13 protein-coding genes are annotated in these 17,598 nt (G+C 75.7%); 5 read left to right on the forward strand and 8 right to left on the reverse strand.

Annotated features, from left to right (window positions below):
- Positions 1-189 precede the first annotated feature (189 nt).
- On the reverse strand, positions 190-834 hold the full coding sequence (locus tag OHA34_RS29025; RefSeq protein WP_329519504.1) for a response regulator transcription factor: 645 nt from the start codon (positions 832-834) through the stop codon (positions 190-192).
- Positions 834-2,066, reverse strand: a complete 1,233-nt coding sequence (locus tag OHA34_RS29030; RefSeq protein WP_329519505.1) for a sensor histidine kinase — start codon at positions 2,064-2,066, stop codon at positions 834-836. Before OHA34_RS29030 ends, OHA34_RS29025 begins: the two co-directional genes overlap by 1 nt.
- Positions 2,067-2,236: 170 nt before the next feature.
- Here OHA34_RS29030 and OHA34_RS29035 point away from each other — a divergent pair, with 170 nt between their 5' ends.
- Both OHA34_RS29035 and OHA34_RS29040 read left to right on the forward strand, forming a co-directional pair.
- Entirely contained in the window at positions 2,237-3,319 is a 1,083-nt protein-coding gene (locus tag OHA34_RS29035) for an ABC transporter permease (RefSeq protein ID WP_329519506.1), read from the forward strand.
- Entirely contained in the window at positions 3,316-4,005 is a 690-nt protein-coding gene (locus tag OHA34_RS29040) for an ABC transporter ATP-binding protein (RefSeq protein ID WP_285938216.1), read from the forward strand. The genes OHA34_RS29035 and OHA34_RS29040 overlap by 4 nt, the downstream gene beginning before the upstream one ends.
- A gap of 18 nt (positions 4,006-4,023) precedes the next feature.
- Here the strand turns inward: OHA34_RS29040 and OHA34_RS29045 are convergent, their stop codons facing one another.
- From OHA34_RS29045 to OHA34_RS29060, 4 genes are all read right to left on the reverse strand, one after another.
- Positions 4,024-4,872 carry a cytochrome c biogenesis CcdA family protein gene (locus OHA34_RS29045; protein WP_329519507.1) on the reverse strand — a complete coding sequence of 283 codons (849 nt, stop codon included), beginning with the start codon at positions 4,870-4,872 and terminating at the stop codon, positions 4,024-4,026.
- A complete protein-coding gene (locus OHA34_RS29050) occupies positions 4,869-5,633 on the reverse strand; it encodes a DsbA family protein (RefSeq protein WP_329519508.1) in 765 nt (254 codons plus the stop codon). Before OHA34_RS29050 ends, OHA34_RS29045 begins: the two co-directional genes overlap by 4 nt.
- Positions 5,634-5,715: 82 nt before the next feature.
- A complete protein-coding gene (locus OHA34_RS29055; protein ID WP_329519509.1) occupies positions 5,716-6,618 on the reverse strand; it encodes a universal stress protein in 903 nt (300 codons plus the stop codon).
- 27 nt (positions 6,619-6,645) lie between these two features.
- Entirely contained in the window at positions 6,646-7,509 is an 864-nt protein-coding gene (locus OHA34_RS29060; protein ID WP_285938212.1) for a universal stress protein, read from the reverse strand.
- Positions 7,510-7,658: 149 nt separating this feature from the next.
- On the opposite strand from OHA34_RS29060, the gene pabB reads away from it, so the two are divergent.
- The 3 genes from pabB to OHA34_RS29075 all read left to right on the forward strand — a co-directional run bounded on the left by pabB (position 7,659) and on the right by OHA34_RS29075 (position 12,968).
- A complete protein-coding gene (gene pabB, locus OHA34_RS29065) occupies positions 7,659-9,755 on the forward strand; it encodes an aminodeoxychorismate synthase component I (RefSeq protein WP_329519510.1) in 2,097 nt (698 codons plus the stop codon).
- A gap of 102 nt (positions 9,756-9,857) precedes the next feature.
- On the forward strand, positions 9,858-11,297 hold the full coding sequence (locus tag OHA34_RS29070) for an acyltransferase family protein (protein ID WP_329519511.1): 1,440 nt from the start codon (positions 9,858-9,860) through the stop codon (positions 11,295-11,297).
- Positions 11,298-11,654: 357 nt separating this feature from the next.
- Positions 11,655-12,968, forward strand: a complete 1,314-nt coding sequence (locus tag OHA34_RS29075; RefSeq protein WP_285938209.1) for an amidase — start codon at positions 11,655-11,657, stop codon at positions 12,966-12,968.
- A 5-nt stretch (positions 12,969-12,973) separates the two neighbouring features.
- Here the strand turns inward: OHA34_RS29075 and OHA34_RS29080 are convergent, their stop codons facing one another.
- Positions 12,974-14,659 (reverse strand): toprim domain-containing protein, encoded by a 1,686-nt coding sequence (locus OHA34_RS29080; RefSeq protein WP_329519512.1) that lies wholly within the window; start codon positions 14,657-14,659, stop codon positions 12,974-12,976.
- Between the two features lie 121 nt (positions 14,660-14,780).
- The gene (locus OHA34_RS29085; protein WP_285938206.1) at positions 14,781-17,516 is read right to left on the reverse strand and encodes an AAA family ATPase; all 2,736 of its coding nucleotides are present in this window, start codon (positions 17,514-17,516) and stop codon (positions 14,781-14,783) included.
- Positions 17,517-17,598 lie beyond the last annotated feature (82 nt).

Raw genomic sequence — 17,598 nt, forward strand, 5'->3', positions numbered from 1 at the left:
GACGGGAGCCGTCCCGGCCCGGTGGCGTCCGCCGCATCGGCCCTCCTCCTGTCGGGCGCACGGGACGTCGCGGTGCCGGGCGATCGGGCGTGACGCTACCCGCCTTCACGCCACCCTGCTTGAGCTGTGCAAACGGCCGGCCAGGGGGTTCGTGCGGGCGTTCGGCGGTTCCGCTGGGCGGCGCCGGTCTCAGCCGGGGCGGATGAGGCCGCGCCGGGTCGCCGCGGCGACGGCGGCGGTGCGCGAGTCGACGCCGAGCTTGGCGTAGATGTGCACCAGGTGGGTCTTGACGGTGGTCTCGCTGAGGAAGAGCCGCTTGCTGATCTGCCGGTTCGACAGGCCCTCGGCGACCAGCCCCAGCACCTCCAGCTCGCGGCCGGTGAGCGCGGCGGGGGCGCGCATCCGCCCGATCAGCCGGGACGCGACGCTGGGCGCGAGCGCGCTGTCGCCCGCGGCGGCCGAGCGGATGGCGGCGTGCAGCTTGTCGGGCGGCGCGTCCTTGAGCAGGTAGCCGGTCGCCCCGGCCTCGATCGCGGCGAGGATGTCGGAATCGGTGTCGAAGGTGGTCAGCACGAGCACCCGCGGCGCCGCCGCCCCGGGCGGGCTGCCGGTGATCTGCCGGGTGGCGTCGCTGCCGTGCAGGCCCGGCCCGAGCTGGAGGTCCATGAGCACCACGTCGGGCCGCAGCCGCCCGGCCTCGGCGACCCCCTCCTCGCCCGTCGCGGCCTCGCCCACCAGCTCGAAGTCGGGCTGGTCGAGCAGCATCGCGCGGATGCCCGAGCGCACCACCGGGTGATCGTCCACCAGCAGGATGCGTATCGGCGCGCCGCTCATCAGGTCGCCTCCTCGGGCAGCGGGTCCCCGTCCGGGGGCGGGGTCCCGCCGGGGGGCGGGGTCTCGTCCGGGAGCGGCAGCGTGGCGGCCACCGCCGTGCCCTCGCCCGGCGCGGACTCGACGGTGAGCGTGCCGCCCACCGCGCGGGCGCGCTCGCGCATGGCGCGCAGCCCGAAGCCCGTCCCGTCGGAGCCGGGGGCGCCGCGCGGGTCGAAGCCGCACCCGTCGTCGTAGACGTCGAGGACGACCAGGTCGTCGAGGAAGGTCAGCGTCACGCCCGCGTTCCCGGCACCGGAATGCCGGGCGACGTTGCCGAGCGCCCCCTGGGCGATGCGCAGCAGCGCCACGTCGTGGCCGATGGGCAGCGCCACGGGCGTGCCGGACACCTCGAACCGCACCCGGGTGGGGGTGCGCGCCGCCGCCGACTCGGTGACGCGGCGCAGCGCGTCGGCCAGCGACGAGCCGCGCAGCGCGGGCGGGGCCAGCGCGCGGACGAACCCGCGGGCCTCCTCCAGGTTCTCGGCGGCGGCCTCCTCGGCCTCCAGCAGCCGCGCGTCGGCGGCGGCGCGGTCGGTGTCGAGATCGCGGCGGACGGCGCGGAGCAGCAGGATGATGCTGGACATCCCCTGGGCGAGCGTGTCGTGGATCTCGCGGGCCAGCCGCTCGCGCTCGGCGAGCCGGGCGGCGTCGCCCTCGGCCCGGACGAGCCGTTCGCGGGTGCTGACCAGGTCGCCGATGAGCCGCCGGCGCGCCTCGCTCTCCCGGTACAGCGCCCGGTAGGCCATGGACATCAGGGTGGCCACCGCGGCGCCGATGCTCGGCCCGAGCACCTGCGCGAGGGTGAGGGTGTGGGTGTGCCAGCCGATGGTCGCGACCGCGGCGGCCGTCATCAGCACCACCCCGGGCAGCGCGACCGGTAGCGGCAGCAGGTGGTGGTAGACGAAGAACAGCGGGAACGCCAGCCAGACGAAGTCGGGGGACGCCAGCGCCAGCGTGATCCAGGCGAGGGTGAGCAGCACCAGCCACCCGCGGCCCTGGGCCGCCGACGTCCGCCAGTGGCCGAACGTGACGCCGGCCACGTAGAGCGCGCCGAGGGCCAGGCCGCCGGCCGCCGCCGCGTACAGGCCGTCGTTCAGCACCTGGACGGCGGCGATCGCGAGCAGCACGAGGAAGGTGCCGTGCACGGCCCAGCCGAGCAGGCGCACCGCCGGCGAGAACGGATCGTCCCTCATGTCTCACTCAGCGTAGGCGTCAGGTGCGGTGCCCGCATCGATCGAAAGGTTGATTCCGGCCGACCGTAAGAAGGCTCCGGTGCGGATCGGCCGCACGATGCGCCGGCCCCGCCCGGCGCCGCACGCTGGGAGGAGTCCAGATCGGACCCTCGAAAGAACGGAGGTGGGACGTGTTCGTCGCGCTCAGGGATCTGCGCTTCGCCAAGGGGCGGTTCGCGCTCATGGGCTCGGTCGTGCTGCTCATCACCGTGCTGGTGACCATGCTGTCGGGCCTCACCGCCGGGCTGGCCCGGGACAACATCTCGGCGATCGGCGACCTGCGGGCCGACCACCTCGTCTTCTCCGGCGGGGAGGGCGACGGCAAGATCTCCTTCTCCGACAGCCGGATCACCGAGCGCGCGTGGCAGGGCTGGCAGGACGTCCCCGGGGTGCGGGCCGAGCCGCTCGGCATCTCGATGAACCGCCTCACCTTCGGCGCGAGCGGCGAGAGCGGCGCGTCCGCCGCCCTCTTCGGCGTCCGGCCGGGCACCGCGGCGGCCCCGGCCGGCACGGCGCCGTCCGCCGGGACGGTCGTGCTGTCGGCCGGCCTCGCCGAGGAGAGCGGCCTCAAGCCGGGGACGAAGGTCCAGGTGGCCGGACACCCCCTCACGGTCGCGGGCACCGGCGCGGCCTCGTCCTACAGCCACGCCCCGGTGGCCTGGCTGAACCTGTCCGACTGGCGGACGATCTCGTCCCAGGGGCCCGGCCAGGTGGGCACGGTGCTCGCCCTGAGCACCAGCGGCGGCGCCGACCTCGCGGCGGCCGACCGCAAGCTCGGCACCACCACGGTCGCCCGCGCGGACGCGCCGGCGGCGATCTCCTCGTACTCCGCCGAGAACGGCTCGCTCCAGCTCATGCGCGGGTTCCTGTTCGTGATCTCGGCACTGGTCATCGGCGCGTTCTTCACCGTCTGGACGATCCAGCGGCGCGGCGACGTGGCGGTGCTCAAGGCGCTCGGCGCGAGCACCGGCTACCTGCTGCGCGACGCGCTCGCGCAGGCGGTGATCGTCCTGCTGCTGGGCGCGGGCGCGGGCGGGGCCATCGCCGCGGTGGGCGGGCTGCTCGCGCAGGGCGGCGTCCCGTTCGTCCTCTCGGCCGCGACCACGGTTGTCCCGGTGGCGATCATGATCCTGCTCGGTGCCGCGGGCGCCGCCCTGGCCATCCGAAAGATCACCTCCGTCGACCCGCTGACCGCGCTGGGAGCCTCCCGATGACCCTGCACCTGACCTCGATCACGCTGACCTACCCCGACGGCGACCGCACCCTGACCGCGCTCGACGCGGTCGACCTCGGCGTCGGCGCGGGCGAGTTCGCCGCCGTCACCGGCCCGTCCGGGTCGGGCAAGTCCAGCCTGCTGGCCGTCGCGGCGACGCTGATCGCCCCGGCGTCCGGGCGGGTGGCGGTGGCCGGGCGCGAGGTGTCCGAGCTCGGCCCCGCCGCGCGGGCCCGGCTGCGCCGCGACCACATCGGGATCGTCTTCCAGCAGCCCAACCTGCTCGCCTCGCTGACCGCGCTCGACCAGCTCGCCGTGATGGCGCACCTGGCGGGCCGGTCGCCGCGGCGGGCGGCGGGCCGGGCCGGCGAGCTACTGGACGCGGTCGGCCTCACCGGCCAGGCGCACAAGCGCCCGCACCAGCTCTCCGGCGGGGAGCGGCAGCGGGTCAACATCGCCCGCGCGCTGATGAACGAGCCCGAGGTGCTGCTGGTCGACGAGCCGACCAGCGCCCTCGACCACGACCGGGGTGCGCGGATCGTCGACCTGCTCGGCCGGCTGACCCGCGAGCACGGCCTGGCCACCGTCATGGTCACGCACGACCTGGCCCAGCTCGGCGCGGTCGACCGGGTCTACTCGATGGCCGACGGCCGGCTCACCGAGGGGGCGGCGACGCGGGCCGCCTGACCCGGCCGGGCCGCACCTTCAGGGGTCGGCGGGGTCGGGGGTCTCGGCCGGGTCCGGACGGTGCTTCGGGGCGGCGGCGCGCAGCCGCCAGAGGGTCAGCGCGGCCACGACCAGGGCGAGGACGGCGATGAGGACCAGGTCGGGGACCCGGACGCCGGTCGCCAGGTCGTTCAGGGCGTCGGTCCAGGACGACGGGGGAGCGGGGACGACCGACAGGGTCGTCCCGCCGGACGCCAGGAAGAGCACGCCGAGCGCGGCGAAGACCGTGCCGGAGATCAGCGTGGTGGTGTGCAGCCGGAGCGGGCCGAGGCGGACGCCCCGGCCGCGGAGCCAGCGGCGATGGCCCAGGTCGTAGCGTTCCCACAGGGCCGCGAGCACGAACAGCGGGGCGGTCATCCCGGCGGCGTAGACGGCCAGCAGCAGCCCTCCGCGCAGCGCCTGGCCCGACGTGGCCGCGACCGTGAGGACGGCGCCGAGGATGGGCCCGGTGCAGAAGCCGGTGAGGCCCGACACCGCGCCGAGCGCGAGGATCGCCGGCCAGGAGTCGCCGCGGACCCGGCCGCGCAGCCGGGCGACCGGCGAGAAGCCGCCGCCCGCGAACTGGAGCACCCCGAACCCGATCAGCAGCAGGCCCGCGACGACGCTCAGCGCCCGCTGGTGCCCGAAGACGAGCCGTCCGGCCTGGGCGGCGCCCATGCCGAGCGGCACCATCGCGGCGGCCAGGCCCGCGTAGAACACCCCGGTGCGGGCCAGCAGCGCCGCGCGGCCGGTGACGCCGTAGGCGAAGAACGCGGGCAGCAGCAGCGCCCCGCACGGGCTGACCAGGGTGAACAGCCCGCCGAGGAACGCCCCGAGGTATCCGATCACCGGGCCCGCCGGGCTTCCTCGATCCGCTTCACGAACTCCTTGATCGGCTGGTCGCCGAAGAACGGGGTGCCGTCGATCAGGAACGCCGGGGTGCCCGGCACGCCGAGCCGCTGCCCGAACCCGTAGTCCTCGTCGACCGCGCGGCGCAGCGCCGGGTCGCGCCGGTCGGTGTCGAAGCGGGCCAGGTCGAGGCCGAGCCGCCCGGCGATCCCGCGCAGGTAGCCGTCGGTGAGGTGGCCGGACCGCTCCGGGAACTGCTTGGCGTACAGCGCGTCGTGGAACTGCCAGAACCTGCCCTGGCGGCCCGCCGCCCGCGCCGCGACCGCCGACCGGGTCGACTCCTTGCCCGCCCACGGGAAGTCGCGCCAGATGAACTGCGCGACGCCCGTGTCGACGTACCGGCGGACCAGCTCGGGCTTGGTGCGCCGGGCGAACGTCCCGCAGCTCGGGCACTGGTAGTCGCCGAACTCGACGATGGTGACCGCCGCGTTCGGCACGCCCTGCCGGACGGTCTGGTCGACCGGGGGCGGCGTCGGCCCGGGGATCGTCGCCGGCCCGCCGGGGGTGGCCCCGTCCAGGGACGGCGCTACCTCCTCTCCGTCGCCGGAGGCATCGCCGGACGGGTCGTCGGAGGCGGTGCCGGACGCGGTGCCGGACCGGTGCTCCGGGTCACGTCCGGTGAAGGTGCCCACCGCCATGACCCCGAGGACCAGGACCGCCACGACCGCCGCCACCAGCACTCGCCGGCGTGAGCCGCTCATCGAACACCCCTCCCCAGACTCCGGACCGCAGGGAGATCCCCCACCCCGAGGGTAGATGCGGCGGGGGCCTGCGAAGGCACGCTCACTCGCGCGGGCGCACCACCGCGACGGGGCTGTGCGCGTGGTGCAGCACCCCGTGGCTGACCGAGCCGAGCAGCGCCGCGCCCGCCGGATGCCGGCCCCGCGCGCCGACGGCGACCAGGTCGGCGCTCCGGGACGTCTCCGCGAGCGCCTGCACCGGATGGTCCCGGACGAGCGACTCGACCACCTCCACGGACGGGTGGAGCTGCCGGAACCGCCCGTACGCGTCCCGCAGCCGCGCCGCCAGGGTGTACTCCAGCTCGGTCAGGTCCACCCCGTACCTGGACTGGACGAAGGCGGGGTCCAGCCGGTGGGCGTGGACGATGCGCAGCCGCGCGCCGCGCAGGGCGGCGGCCTCGAAGGCGTACGCCAGCACCGGATACGACGCGTCGGTCAGGTCGACGCCCGCGACGACCTCCCTGTGCGCGTCCCACCGGTGCTCGTCCAGCGCCCGCCGGTCCCAGTCCGGGCCGGTGCCGCGGACGACGACGACCGGCCCGGCCGCGCGGCCCGCGACCCGCAGCGCCACCGACCCGGCCAGCAGGCCCGCGAAGCCGCCGTGGCCGCGGTGCCCGACGACGGTCTCGTAGGCCCCCTCCGAATGGTCGTGCAGGATCGTGACGATGCCCGTGGTGACCGCCTCGGTGGACACCCGCACGCCCGGCTGCCGCGCCTGCGCCAGGTCGCGGGCGGCCCGCAGGATCCCGCGCCCGTTGTCGCCGAGCCGGTACGCGCCCGGGGTGGGCGGCACCACCGGGATGTCGAACGGCCAGGTCTCGACGGCGTGCACCACGTGCAGCGGCCGTCCGCGCAGGGCCGCGTCGTCGGCCGCCCAGGCCACCGCGCGCTCGGCGCCGGGCGATCCGTCCGTCCCGACCAGGACGGCTTCGAGCACCTCGGGCATGGTCATCTCCCTGTTCCGGACGCGGTGTCACACCCGCGGGATCGCGTGCACGATCGCGACCGGGCAGGGCGCGCGTTGCAGCATCGTCAGCGCCGTGACCCCGAGGTTCTGGGGGTGCGCGTGCGGACCGGAGCGGTCGCCGACCACCAGCAGCGCGGCGTCCTTCGCGGCGTCCAGCAGGGCCGGGCGCGGCCCGTCCATGATCAGTGAGGTGTGCGCGTCCACCTGCGGGTACTTCACCCGCCAGGGCGCGACCGAGCCTTCCAGCCGGGCGCCGCAGCGCCGCCGCAGCGCCTCCTGGTCGGCGTAGGGGGCCAGGTCCTCGCCGGGGCCGCCGGGGTCCCAGCAGCCCGACACGGCCCGCAGCCGCCGCCCGCGCAGCGCCGCCTCCTCGAACGCGAACCCGACCGCGGCGTCGGAGCCGGCGTCGGCGGCGGAGGAGTCGACGCCGACGACGACCGCGCCGTCCGCGGGCCCCTCCCGGCGGACGACGATCACCGGGCCGTGCGCGTGCGCCGGCAGCCGCAGCACGGTCGATCCCACCGGGACCTCGTCGGGGTCGCGCGAGCCGATCACCACGAGCGCGCCCCCGGTGGACTGGAAGGCCAGCGCCGCGTTGGCGGGCCCGTCCATCAGCCGCGTCTGCACCGTGATCCCGGTCGCGCTCCGCCGCGCGACGAACTCGCCGTGCTCGAGGACGTGCTGGCCCATCCGCTGGACGACCGCCCGCGCCGCCGCGTCGGTGTACTTGGCGGGGTAGGGCCAGCGCCACGCGTGGCAGACCGTCAGCGGCAGGCGCCGGAGCCTGGCCTCCTCGACGGCCCAGGCGAGGGCGTCCTCGCTCTCCGTCGACCCGTCGTAGCCGGCAATCACCTGTTCCGGTCCGGTCATGGCGCCCTCCGTCCTCCCCTTGGCCTCCCCCGGGGCGGGTATGGCGAGCGTCAAGCCGAGTCGAGGGATGCGCAACGCCGCCCCGCGCGGCGACGGCCGCGGCCGATGCGGGAGGCTGGCGTCCCCGAGCGCCCGCGAACGAGGTGGCCATGCGCACGCTGCTGGTCGACAACCACGACTCCTTCACCTACAACCTCTTCCACCTGCTGGCCGAGGTGAACGGTGAGCCGCCCGCCGTCGTCCGCAACGACGAGGCCCTTCCCGGCGGGGCCGGGCTGGACGGCTTCGACAACGTGGTCCTCTCGCCCGGCCCCGGCACCCCGCGCGAACCCCGCGACTTCGGCCTTTGCCGCGCCGTCCTCGAAACGGCCCGGATCCCGCTCCTCGGCGTGTGCCTCGGCCACCAGGGCCTGGCCCTGGCGCACGGCGCGGACGTCGTCCCGGCGCCCGCGCCCCGGCACGGCCGCACCTCGCCGGTGGAACACGACGGGACCGGCCTGTTCGCCGGGCTGCCGTCCCCGTTCCAGGCGGTCCGCTACCACTCGCTGATGGCCGCGGACCTGCCCGGCGACCTGGAGGTGATCGCGCGGACCCCGGACGGCGTCGTCATGGCCCTCCGGCACCGGACGCTGCCCCGCTGGGGCGTGCAGTTCCACCCCGAGTCGATCTGCACCGAGCACGGCCGCCACCTGCTGCGCAACTTCCGTGACCTCACCGCCTCGTCCCGCCCCCGGAGCCGCCACCGCGCCCGCCCGCAGGCCCGGCGGGAGGCCGGGCAGGAGGCCCGGTCGCGGCTCCGCCCGCCCGCGTTCGAGGTCCTCGCCGGGGAGGTGCGGGTGCCGCTGCGGGACGAGGTGGTCTTCGACGCGCTGTTCCGTCCGGCCGAGTCCTCGTTCTGGCTGGACAGCGGCCGGCGGGACGGCGAGACGGGCCGGTTCTCGATGATGGGCGACGCGTCCGGGCCGCTCGCGCGCGTGGCGACCGCCGACGTGACGCGGGGCGTGGTGACGGTCCGCTCGGCCGGAGGCCGGTCGCGCGAGGTGCGCGCCGGCTTCTTCGACTGGCTGCGCGACGACCTGGAGGCGACCCGGGCGCGGGCCCCCGACCTGCCCTTCGGGTTCGCCCCGGGCTGGGTCGGCTACCTCGGCTACGAGCTGAAGGCCGAGTGCGGCGGGGCCGCCGCGCACCGGTCCGGCGACCCCGACGCGGCGATGATCTTCGCCGACCGGGCGCTCGTCTTCGACCACCTCACCGGCGTCACGCATCTGCTGGCCCTGGCCCGGCGCGGCGACGGGGCCGCCGCCCGCCGCTGGATCGACGACACGTCCCGGACGCTGCACGACCTGGCCCGCCGTCCCCCCGAGCCGATGCCCGCCGCCGAGCCCGGGACCGTCCCCGCGCGGGTGTCCCTGCGGCACGACCGGCGCGGCTACCTCGACCTCATCGGCGCCTGCCACGACGCGATCGTGCAGGGGGAGAGCTACGAGGTCTGCCTGACCAACATGCTGGAGGCACGGACCCGCCTGGACCCCTGGCCCGCCTACCGGTGGCTGCGCCGCGCCCACCCCGCGCCGCACGGGGCGCTGCTGACCCTCGGCACCCTGTCGGTGCTGAGCGCCTCACCCGAGCGGTTCCTGCGGGTGACCCGGGACGGGCGGGTGGAGTCGAGCCCGATCAAGGGGACCCGCCCGCGCGGCGCGACCCCCGCCGAGGATGAGGTGCTGCGCAAGGACCTGGCGGCGAGCGAGAAGGACCGCGCCGAGAACCTCATGATCGTCGACCTGGTCCGCAACGACCTCGGGCGGACCGCCGAGCTCGGCTCGGTGCACGTGCACCGGCTCTTCGAGGTCGAGACGTACGCGGGCGCCCACCAGCTCGTCAGCACGGTGCGGGCGCGGCTGCGCGCGGGCGTCTCCCCGGTGGAGTGCGTGCGCGCGGCCTTCCCCGGCGGCTCGATGACCGGCGCGCCCAAGCTCCGCACCATGGAGATCCTGGACGGTCTCGAACGCGGCCCGCGCGGCGTCTACTCCGGGGCGATCGGCTACTTCGCCGTCACGGGGGACGTGGACCTCGGCATCGTCATCAGGACGGCGGTGGTCACGCCCGGCCGCGTCCGCTACGGCGTCGGCGGCGCGATCGTGGCGCTGTCGGACCCGGCGGCGGAGTACGAGGAGACCGCGGTCAAGGCCGCGCCGGTCCTGGGCCTGCTCGGCACCGGATTCCCCGGCCGCGAGCGCCCGAGCTAGCTCCGCGGCGCCGGGTCCGGCCCCGCCGCGCCATCCGGGCTTCAGGAAGTGTTCAGGTCGGTGGGAGCATGCTTGGAGGTTCGTCCCCTAATGTGGCTCGGAATGCCTTCCAGCACCGCAGCCTCGGCCATCACCTCCGACGCAGGCACCGCTCCCGCCGTCCCCGCGACCGAGGGCGCTCCGGGCCGGCGAAGACTCGACTGGCTGGACGGGCTGCGCGGGATCGCCGCCCTGGTCGTGGTCTTCGAGCACTCGCTGGACGTGCTCTTCCCCGAGGTCCGCAGCACCGCCAGCCCGTGGTTCGACTTCGGCCGCTACGGGGTGTTCGTCTTCTTCCTGATCAGCGGCTACATCGTCCCCGCGTCGCTGGAGCGGCGGCGGAGCGTCCGCGAGTTCTGGATCGGCCGGATGTTCCGGCTCTACCCGCCGTGGGCGCTGGCCGCGGTGATCGGCCTCGCCGTCACGCTGGGCGGGCTGGCCTGGGCCCCGCCGAACGGCCTGGTCGAGCATCCGTGGATCTCCATGCTGGCGCACCTGACGATGCTCCAGGACCTGCTCGGGGTGCCGAACGTGGTGAACGTCTTCTGGACGCTCTCCTACGAGATGGTCTTCTACCTGCTGATCACGGCGCTGTTCGTCGTCGGGATCCGGCGCAACGGCGCCGGCGCGGGCGCCGGGCTGGGGTTCGCGGCGGGCGCGGTGCTCGTCGGCATCGGGCTGCCCAAGGGAGTGCTGAGTGCGCACTCCGGCACCGGCACCGTCATCGGCGCGGCGGTGCTCATGGCGGGCGGGCTCCTCGCGGTGATGAGCGGACGCCCCGCCGCCCGCCGGTGCGGGGCGGTCGCGCTCGCCGGGACGGCGCTGGTGCTGCTCGCCTTCAACAACCGGATCGGCGGGATGGAGAGCATGGCGATCATCGCGACGATGTTCGCCGGGGCCGGGGTGCATGCCGTGCAGCACCGCCGCGTCCGCCGCGGGCCCGCGCTCGTGATGCTCGCGCTCGTCCCGGTGCTGACCGTGGCGGCCGGGGTGCGCAGCGCGCTGCTCGGGCCGGACGGCGGACCCGCGCTGCCCGCGAGCTGGGGCTGGTGCATCGCGGTCGGCGCCGCGTGGCTGACCTTCGTGTTCGGCCTGGCGGTGCGGAACCGCCGGTTCCCGCGCCCGCTCCCGTGGCTCGGGGTGATCAGCTACTCCGTCTACCTGCTGCATCCGCCGATCGTGCAGCTCGTCTGGCGGTTCGTCGGTGAGGTGCCCGGCAGGCCGGGCGTCCTGGAGCGGATCGGATGGGCGGTCGGGCTGGTCGGCTGCGTCCTGGCCGCTTCGGCGGTCGTCCACCGGTACGTCGAGCTGCCGATGCAGGGGATGGGCCGGCGGCTCGCGCGGTCCACCCGCAGGACGGGCGCCGCGCCACCGGAACCGGCCAGATCGGAGACCGCCACATCGGTACCGGCCTCGGCGGAGCCGGCCACAACGGAGCCGGTCCGGACGGAACCCGCGGCGGAGCCGTCTTCGAGGATCGACGCGGGCAGCCGCCGGAACTGATCATGGTCCCGGCCGGGGGGCCGCGGCGCCGATTCCCGCGATGGGGCCACGGCGGACGGTGCGCGCCCTCGACCGTCCGCCGCGACCCCTTTCCCCGCCCGGTCCACGGGCCGGGCACCGGCTTCAGGGGCGGCGTCCTCGCCGGGCCGCCGCCCCGCCCCCCACGGAACCGGTGCCGGCCCTCCAGGTGGGAAGAAGCTTGCCGCGTACCAGTCCGTAACTTGACCGGACCGCACCCCCGCGCGACGAGCGGTCCCTGGAGTGCGGCGAATGGCCCCGGCCCGTCCGGACGCGGCCTTGACCGAAGATCGCCGCGCGGAGCATGCTGCCCGGACGGACGGTGACGACGGGGGCGGCATGCACGGATTCTTCGCGGGACGCACGCTGGCCGGCCTCGGCGACGACCTGAGGTCCGGCCGGACGACGGCCGCCGAGCTGCTGGGCCGGGCGCTGGAGTCGATCGACCCGGCGCTGAACGCGTTCGTGACCGTCGACGCCGGGGGCGCCGCGTCCGCCGCCCGCCGGGCCGACGCGGACCTGGCCGGCGGCGCCGACCACGGCCCGCTGCACGGCGTCCCGGTCGCGATCAAGGACATCGTCGACGTCGCCGGGCTGCCGTCCGGGATGGGCTCGGCGCACTTCCGCGGCCACCTGGCCGCCGAGGACGCCGAGTGCGTGCGCAGGCTGCGCGCGGCGGGCGCGGTGATCGTCGGGAAGACCGTCACGCACGAGTTCGCGGCCGGGTCCAGCGGCGACGTGTCGGCCGACGGCCCCTCGCGCAACCCGCGCGACCCGGAGCGGATCTCCGGCGGGTCGAGCGGCGGGAGCGCCGTCGCGGTCGCGGCCGGCATGGTGCCGCTCGCGCTCGGCACCGACACGGGCGGCTCGATCCGGATCCCCGCCGCGCTCTGCGGGATCGCCGGGTTCAAGCCCGCGTACGGCGAGATCCCCGCGGACGGTGTGTTCCCGATGGCGGTCTCGCTCGATCACGTGGGCGTCCTCGCCGCCACCGCCGCGGACTGCCGCACCGCCTACCGCGTGCTCACCGGCCGGGCCGCGGACGGCGTGACGGCGAACGGCCGGGCGGCGGACGGCCGGGCGGAGAGCGCCCCGCGAGTGTGCTGGATCGAGCCGCCGCAGGTCGACGCCGAGGTGGGACGCGTCGCCCGCGCCGCCTTCCCGGACGCGCCCGCCGAACGGCTCGACCTGGCGCCGCTGCTCCGCACGTTCTCCGCGCTCCAGGCGGCGGAGACCTACGACGTGCACGCCGAACGCGTCGCCGCCGCCCCGGAGCTCTTCCAGCCCGAGGTGCTCGGACGGCTGCGGCGGATGGGGGAGGTGCCCGCCTGGAAGTACGTGCGGGCCGTCCGCGACCGTGATCGTTTCGCCCGCGAGGTCGCCGGCCTGCTGGCCCGCCACGACGTGCTGGCGCTGCCCACCGTCCCGCTCACCGCGGTGCCGATCGGGACCCGCGACAGCCCGTTCGGCCCGCTGCTGCCGGCCCTGATGAGCCTGACGTGCCCGTGGAACGCGCTGGGGCTGCCCGCGCTGAGCGTCCCGGCCGGGACGTCGCGCGGCCTCCCGGTCGGCGTCCAGCTCGTCACCCGGGCCGGAGCCGAAGACCTCCTGTTCGCCGCGGCGGAACGCGTCACAGCCGGATCCTCCGCCTGACGGGGTCAGGGCGGGGCGGCCGGGCTGACGGCGTCGACGAGGGCGTCGGTGACGGCGCCGGCATCGACGCCGAGGCGGGCCGCGACGCGGACGACCTGCGCGGCGGCCTCGGCCGGACGCCCGGCGGCGATGACCGCGGCGGCGGCCCGGATCGCGGCCAGCCGCTGCTCGGGCGTGCCGAGCGTCCCGCCGGACCGCTCGACGGCGCCGTCGACGACCAGGTCCATCAGCCCGGCGGTGCCGCTCAGCGCCCGCCGGACGGCGCCGGGGCCCTCCTCGCGCAGCAGGTCGGCGGGGTCGCGTCCGGTCGGGAACGGCACGGCCTCGACCGGCCCGCCGACCGGCGCGAGGGTCTCCCAGGCGCGCAGCGCGGCGGTCCGCCCGGCCGGGTCGCCGTCGAGCGCGAGGACGAGCCCCGTCCGGTCGAGATCGGCGGCCCGGCCCAGCGCGGCGAGCTGCGCGGCGGTCAGGGACAGCCCGCACGCCGCGACGGCCGCGTGCTCGCGGGGCGCCGCCGCGAGGCCGACCGCGATCGCGTCGAGCGGCCCCTCGACCAGGACCGGACGGGCGCCGCCCGCGAACCGCTCCCGGGCCTCGTGCAGCCCGTAGAGAAGGTCGCCCTTGTGGAAGAAGGCCGAGTCGGGGCTGTTGAGGTACTTCGGGCCGGTGCCGCCGTCGGGCAGGCGGCCGATGAACCCGGCGATCCTGCCGTCCGCCGTGCGGATGGCGAACATCGCGCGGTCCCGGAACACGTCGTACAGCCGGCCGCCGCGTCCCCGGCGGGCCAGTCCCGCCGCCAGGATCGCCGCATCGTCGTGCCCCAGGCCCCGCAGGTGGTCGGTGAGGGCGTGCGTCCCGCGCGGCGCGTATCCGATCCGCCACTGCTGCTGGACGCTGGACGGGAAACCGCGCCCCTCTAGATAGGCGGGCACCCACCCGTCCGCCAGACGGGCCCGGAAGAAGCGATGCGCCGCAGGCAGTAGGTCGCCCGCGAAGCACGCCTGCTCGTGGATGGTCTGGACGAGCCGCAGAATCCGGTCGCCCAGAGGCGCGGCGGCCCACGGCGCGGACGCCGGGAACGCCGTGCGGGGAGGGGCCAGCCCGCACCGGGCGAGGACGAGGAACGCCACTGAGTCCGCCTCGATCCTGCGCAGCCCGTCGCAGGCGGACGGGTCCGGTGGGTCGATTCGGTCGCCGCTTCTTAGTGCGTGAGCGAGCTGGTGGGCCACCCGCCAGACCGCATCGAGGTCGTCCTGTGGACGCTCGGCGTGCAGGCCGTAGCGGACGGCGAGGGGAAGTAGCCGGTCCCATGCCTGCCGGGGGGTCGCCGGAGCGGACGGGCCGAACGGGAGGCCGTCCGTCTGAGCGAAATCGAACACGGCCCGGGGCCCAGCCGTCCGGGTCGTGCGGCGCCCAAGCGGACCGTTCGCGTCCGGCAGGATCCGGATCCCCGTCTCGCCCTTCCTGACCTGCCGTCCCGCGGTGCGCCACTCCTCGTACGCGCGCACGTCGGTGGCCGCCCGCCACTGCGCGCAGATCAGCAGCGTGTTGGTGAAGCCGTACCGTCCGTGCTTGGCCGCGTGCTCCAGCCACCAGGTCCAGGGCAGCGTCCCGTCGCGGAGCCGCGCGGTCTCCCGCTCGGCTATCCCGCGCAGCAGCGCGGGCAGGCGTTGGTCGTCGGGTCCGGGCATGCACGCCCTCCTCGCCGTCGGCTGGGGAAGCCGGCCAGGTCCGGGACTCGCACATACCGTCATACCCACGAGAAGGGGACATCTCCCCTAGGGGTGGCCGCGGCTTGGCGGGCGGTCGCGCCTACAGGTAGAGGCCGTACAGCTCCTCGGGGTGGTCCATCAGCGGCGGCAGGTCCTCCGGGCCGAGCGTGACGAGCTCGTCGGTGGTCGGCGGCACGACCTTCTCGCCGCCGTCCTCGCCGCCCGGACGCGCGGCCCGCAGCGCCGCGGACGCGACCCGTTCGGCCTGGTTGGCCACCGCGACGTCGAGCAGGTTGCGCATCAGCCGGCCGTTCCCGAACGACGGCCCGCGCGGCGCCCGGCGCAGCATCGCCAGCAGGTCGTCGGAGGTGCCCGGCGAGAGCCGGAACCCGTCGGCGCCCGCGAGCTGCTCGAACACCGCGATCAGCTCGTCGTCGGCGTAGTCGGGAAAGTGGAGCTGCTTGGGGAACCGCGAGTCGAGCCCCGGATTGGCGACCAGGAAGTCGGCCATCTCCTGCTGGTACCCGGCGACGATCACCACCAGGTCCTCCCGGTGGTCCTCCATCAGCTTCACCAGCTCGGCGATGGCCTCGTGCCCGTAGTCGCCCTTCAGCGGCGACTGCGTCAGCGTGTACGCCTCGTCGATGAACAGCACCCCGCCGATCGCCCGCTCGACCAGCCGCCGGGTCCGCGGCGCGGTCTGCCCGATGTACTCGCCGACCAGATGCGCGCGGGACGCCTCGACCAGGTGCCCGGACGACAGCACGCCGAGCTTCTTGTAGATGCGGCCGAGCAGCCGCGCCACCATCGTCTTGCCCGTGCCCGGGTTGCCGGTGAACACCATGTGCCGGGTCGGCGCGGTGACCCGCAGCCCCGACTCGCCGCGCAGCCGCGCCGCGTGCGTGCCCGCGATCAGCAGCGCGATCTCGTGCTTGATCGTGTCGAGCCCGGTGAGTTCGCGCAGCTCGGCCAGCGGGTCGCCGGCCGCCTGCGCGGTGTCCAGCGTCGCCGGGACGTCCTGCTTCCTGATCACCAGCTCCGCGCCCGCCCCGGCCCCGGGCGCGGCCCCTCCGGACGCCCCTGCGGACGCTGCGGTCCGGGCGCGGGCCGCCTGGACGACCTGGTCGGCGAGCTGCGGCGCGAGCCGCGCGTTCCGCAGCGTCTGGACCGGCGGCGTCGCGGCCAGCACCGTGCCCGCCGCGGTGATCGCGTGCCGGGTGGCGCGCGCCCCGCGCCGCTCCACCGCCCGCCGGAACAGCTCGGCGTGCCCCTCAGCGGTGAACGGCACGGTGTGCGCGATCCGGAACCGCTGCGGCAGCACCGGGTTGACCTCCCGGATCCGCTCGTCGCCGCCCGCCCCGCACAGCGCGACCAGATGCAGGTCGGGGTGGACGGCCAGCAGCCGGTGCAGCTCGCCCGCGAGCGCCTCCCCGTTGCCCGGCTCGGCGACGATGGCGTCCAGCCCTTCGATGATCAGCAGCCGGTCGCCGGTGCAGTCCCGCACGTCGGCGTGCAGCTTGGCGACGGCGTCGGGCAGCCGCTGCCCGGAGAACAGGTTGTCGGTCACCCACAGCGGATCGCGGCCGAGCGCGAGCGCCTTGCCGAGCTCCTGCGCCGCGTCGCGCTTGCCCGTCCCGTCGGGCCCGGCGAGCAGCAGCCGCACCGGCTCGCTGCCCTGGCTGAGCTCCGCCAGCGCGGCGGCCACCTCGGGCTGGCCGACCAGCGCGCTGGCCAGTTCCGGCCGCGCCTGCGGCTCGGGCCGCTCGGCCGGCGCGGGCAGCCCGGTCGTCAGCGGGTTCACCACCCGCCGCCGCGGCGCGTACAGCCGGCGCAGATCGGTCTGGAACTGCCTCACCGGGATCCACTCCGGCTTGGGGAACCAGGGGTCGCCCGGCAGCCCCTGGACGATCGCGACGAACCGCATCGCCATGTCGAGCCACGCCCGGCACGCGTCCGCGCCCCCCGACACCAGCGCGCGGGCCAGCCACGCCCGGGTCTGCTCCTGCCACGACCCCGCCTTGAACCCGCGCCGCTCATGCGCGAACCGCTGCTGAAGATCGCGGTACCGGTCCTCGCCCAGCGCCGCGACCAGCTCGGCCGGGACGTGCTCCAGGCTGCCCTGGAGCAGGAGCTGGATCAGATGCCCCTCGACCGTCTCCTCGCGCGGCGCGAGCTGCACCAGGTGCTCGTACGCGGCGAGCAGCCCCGAGCACACCCACTCCAGGTACCCGACCGGCCCGAGCAGCTCGGGGACGGCCGCGACGGTGTCGTCGGACGCGTGCGCGTTCCAGTGCTCCCGCAGCTCCATCTTGGGCAGGTTCACATCGCACGCGGGCGGCTCGTCGTACAGCCGCAGCAGCGCCGTCCGCCGGGCCTCCAGCGGCTCGATGCCCTCCAGCGCCACCAGGCAGTCGCGGGCCAGCTCGATCGCCAGCTTCCGGTCGGGCGTCTCGATCAGCCAGTCGACCGGCGGACGCCACCGCCCGCCGGGCGCGTCCCACCTGGTCATCCGCGTGCTCAGCGGCCCCGGGTTCACCAGGTGCCGGTGCAGCAGCCGCTCGGGAAGCTGCGACCGCGACCCCGCCTTGATCGCCCCGCCGCCCGGCAGGAACGCCAGGATCCCGAAGATCTCCGCGGTCACCAGCGAGGCCGGCAGTGTCAGCAGCTTGTGCTCGTCGGTGGTCAGCTCCGCGCACCGCGGATCGGCGGCCAGCCCGTCGATCCGCGCGCCGATCTCCTCGAACAGCCCGTCCGGCACCCGCCACGGCCCGTGCGAGTAGACGTCCAGGACCGGCTCGTCGGTGAGCAGTAGCTCAAGGTGCTCCGGCAGCCGCACACGTTCTCCCCAATAGAGATCAAAACCGAGGTATCAGCCTACGTTTCAGAAAGAGGCTCCGGTCCGGTCATCCGCTCCAGGC

Source organism: Spirillospora sp. NBC_01491 (assembly GCF_036227065.1).
GTDB lineage: Bacteria > Actinomycetota > Actinomycetes > Streptosporangiales > Streptosporangiaceae > Spirillospora > Spirillospora xylanilytica.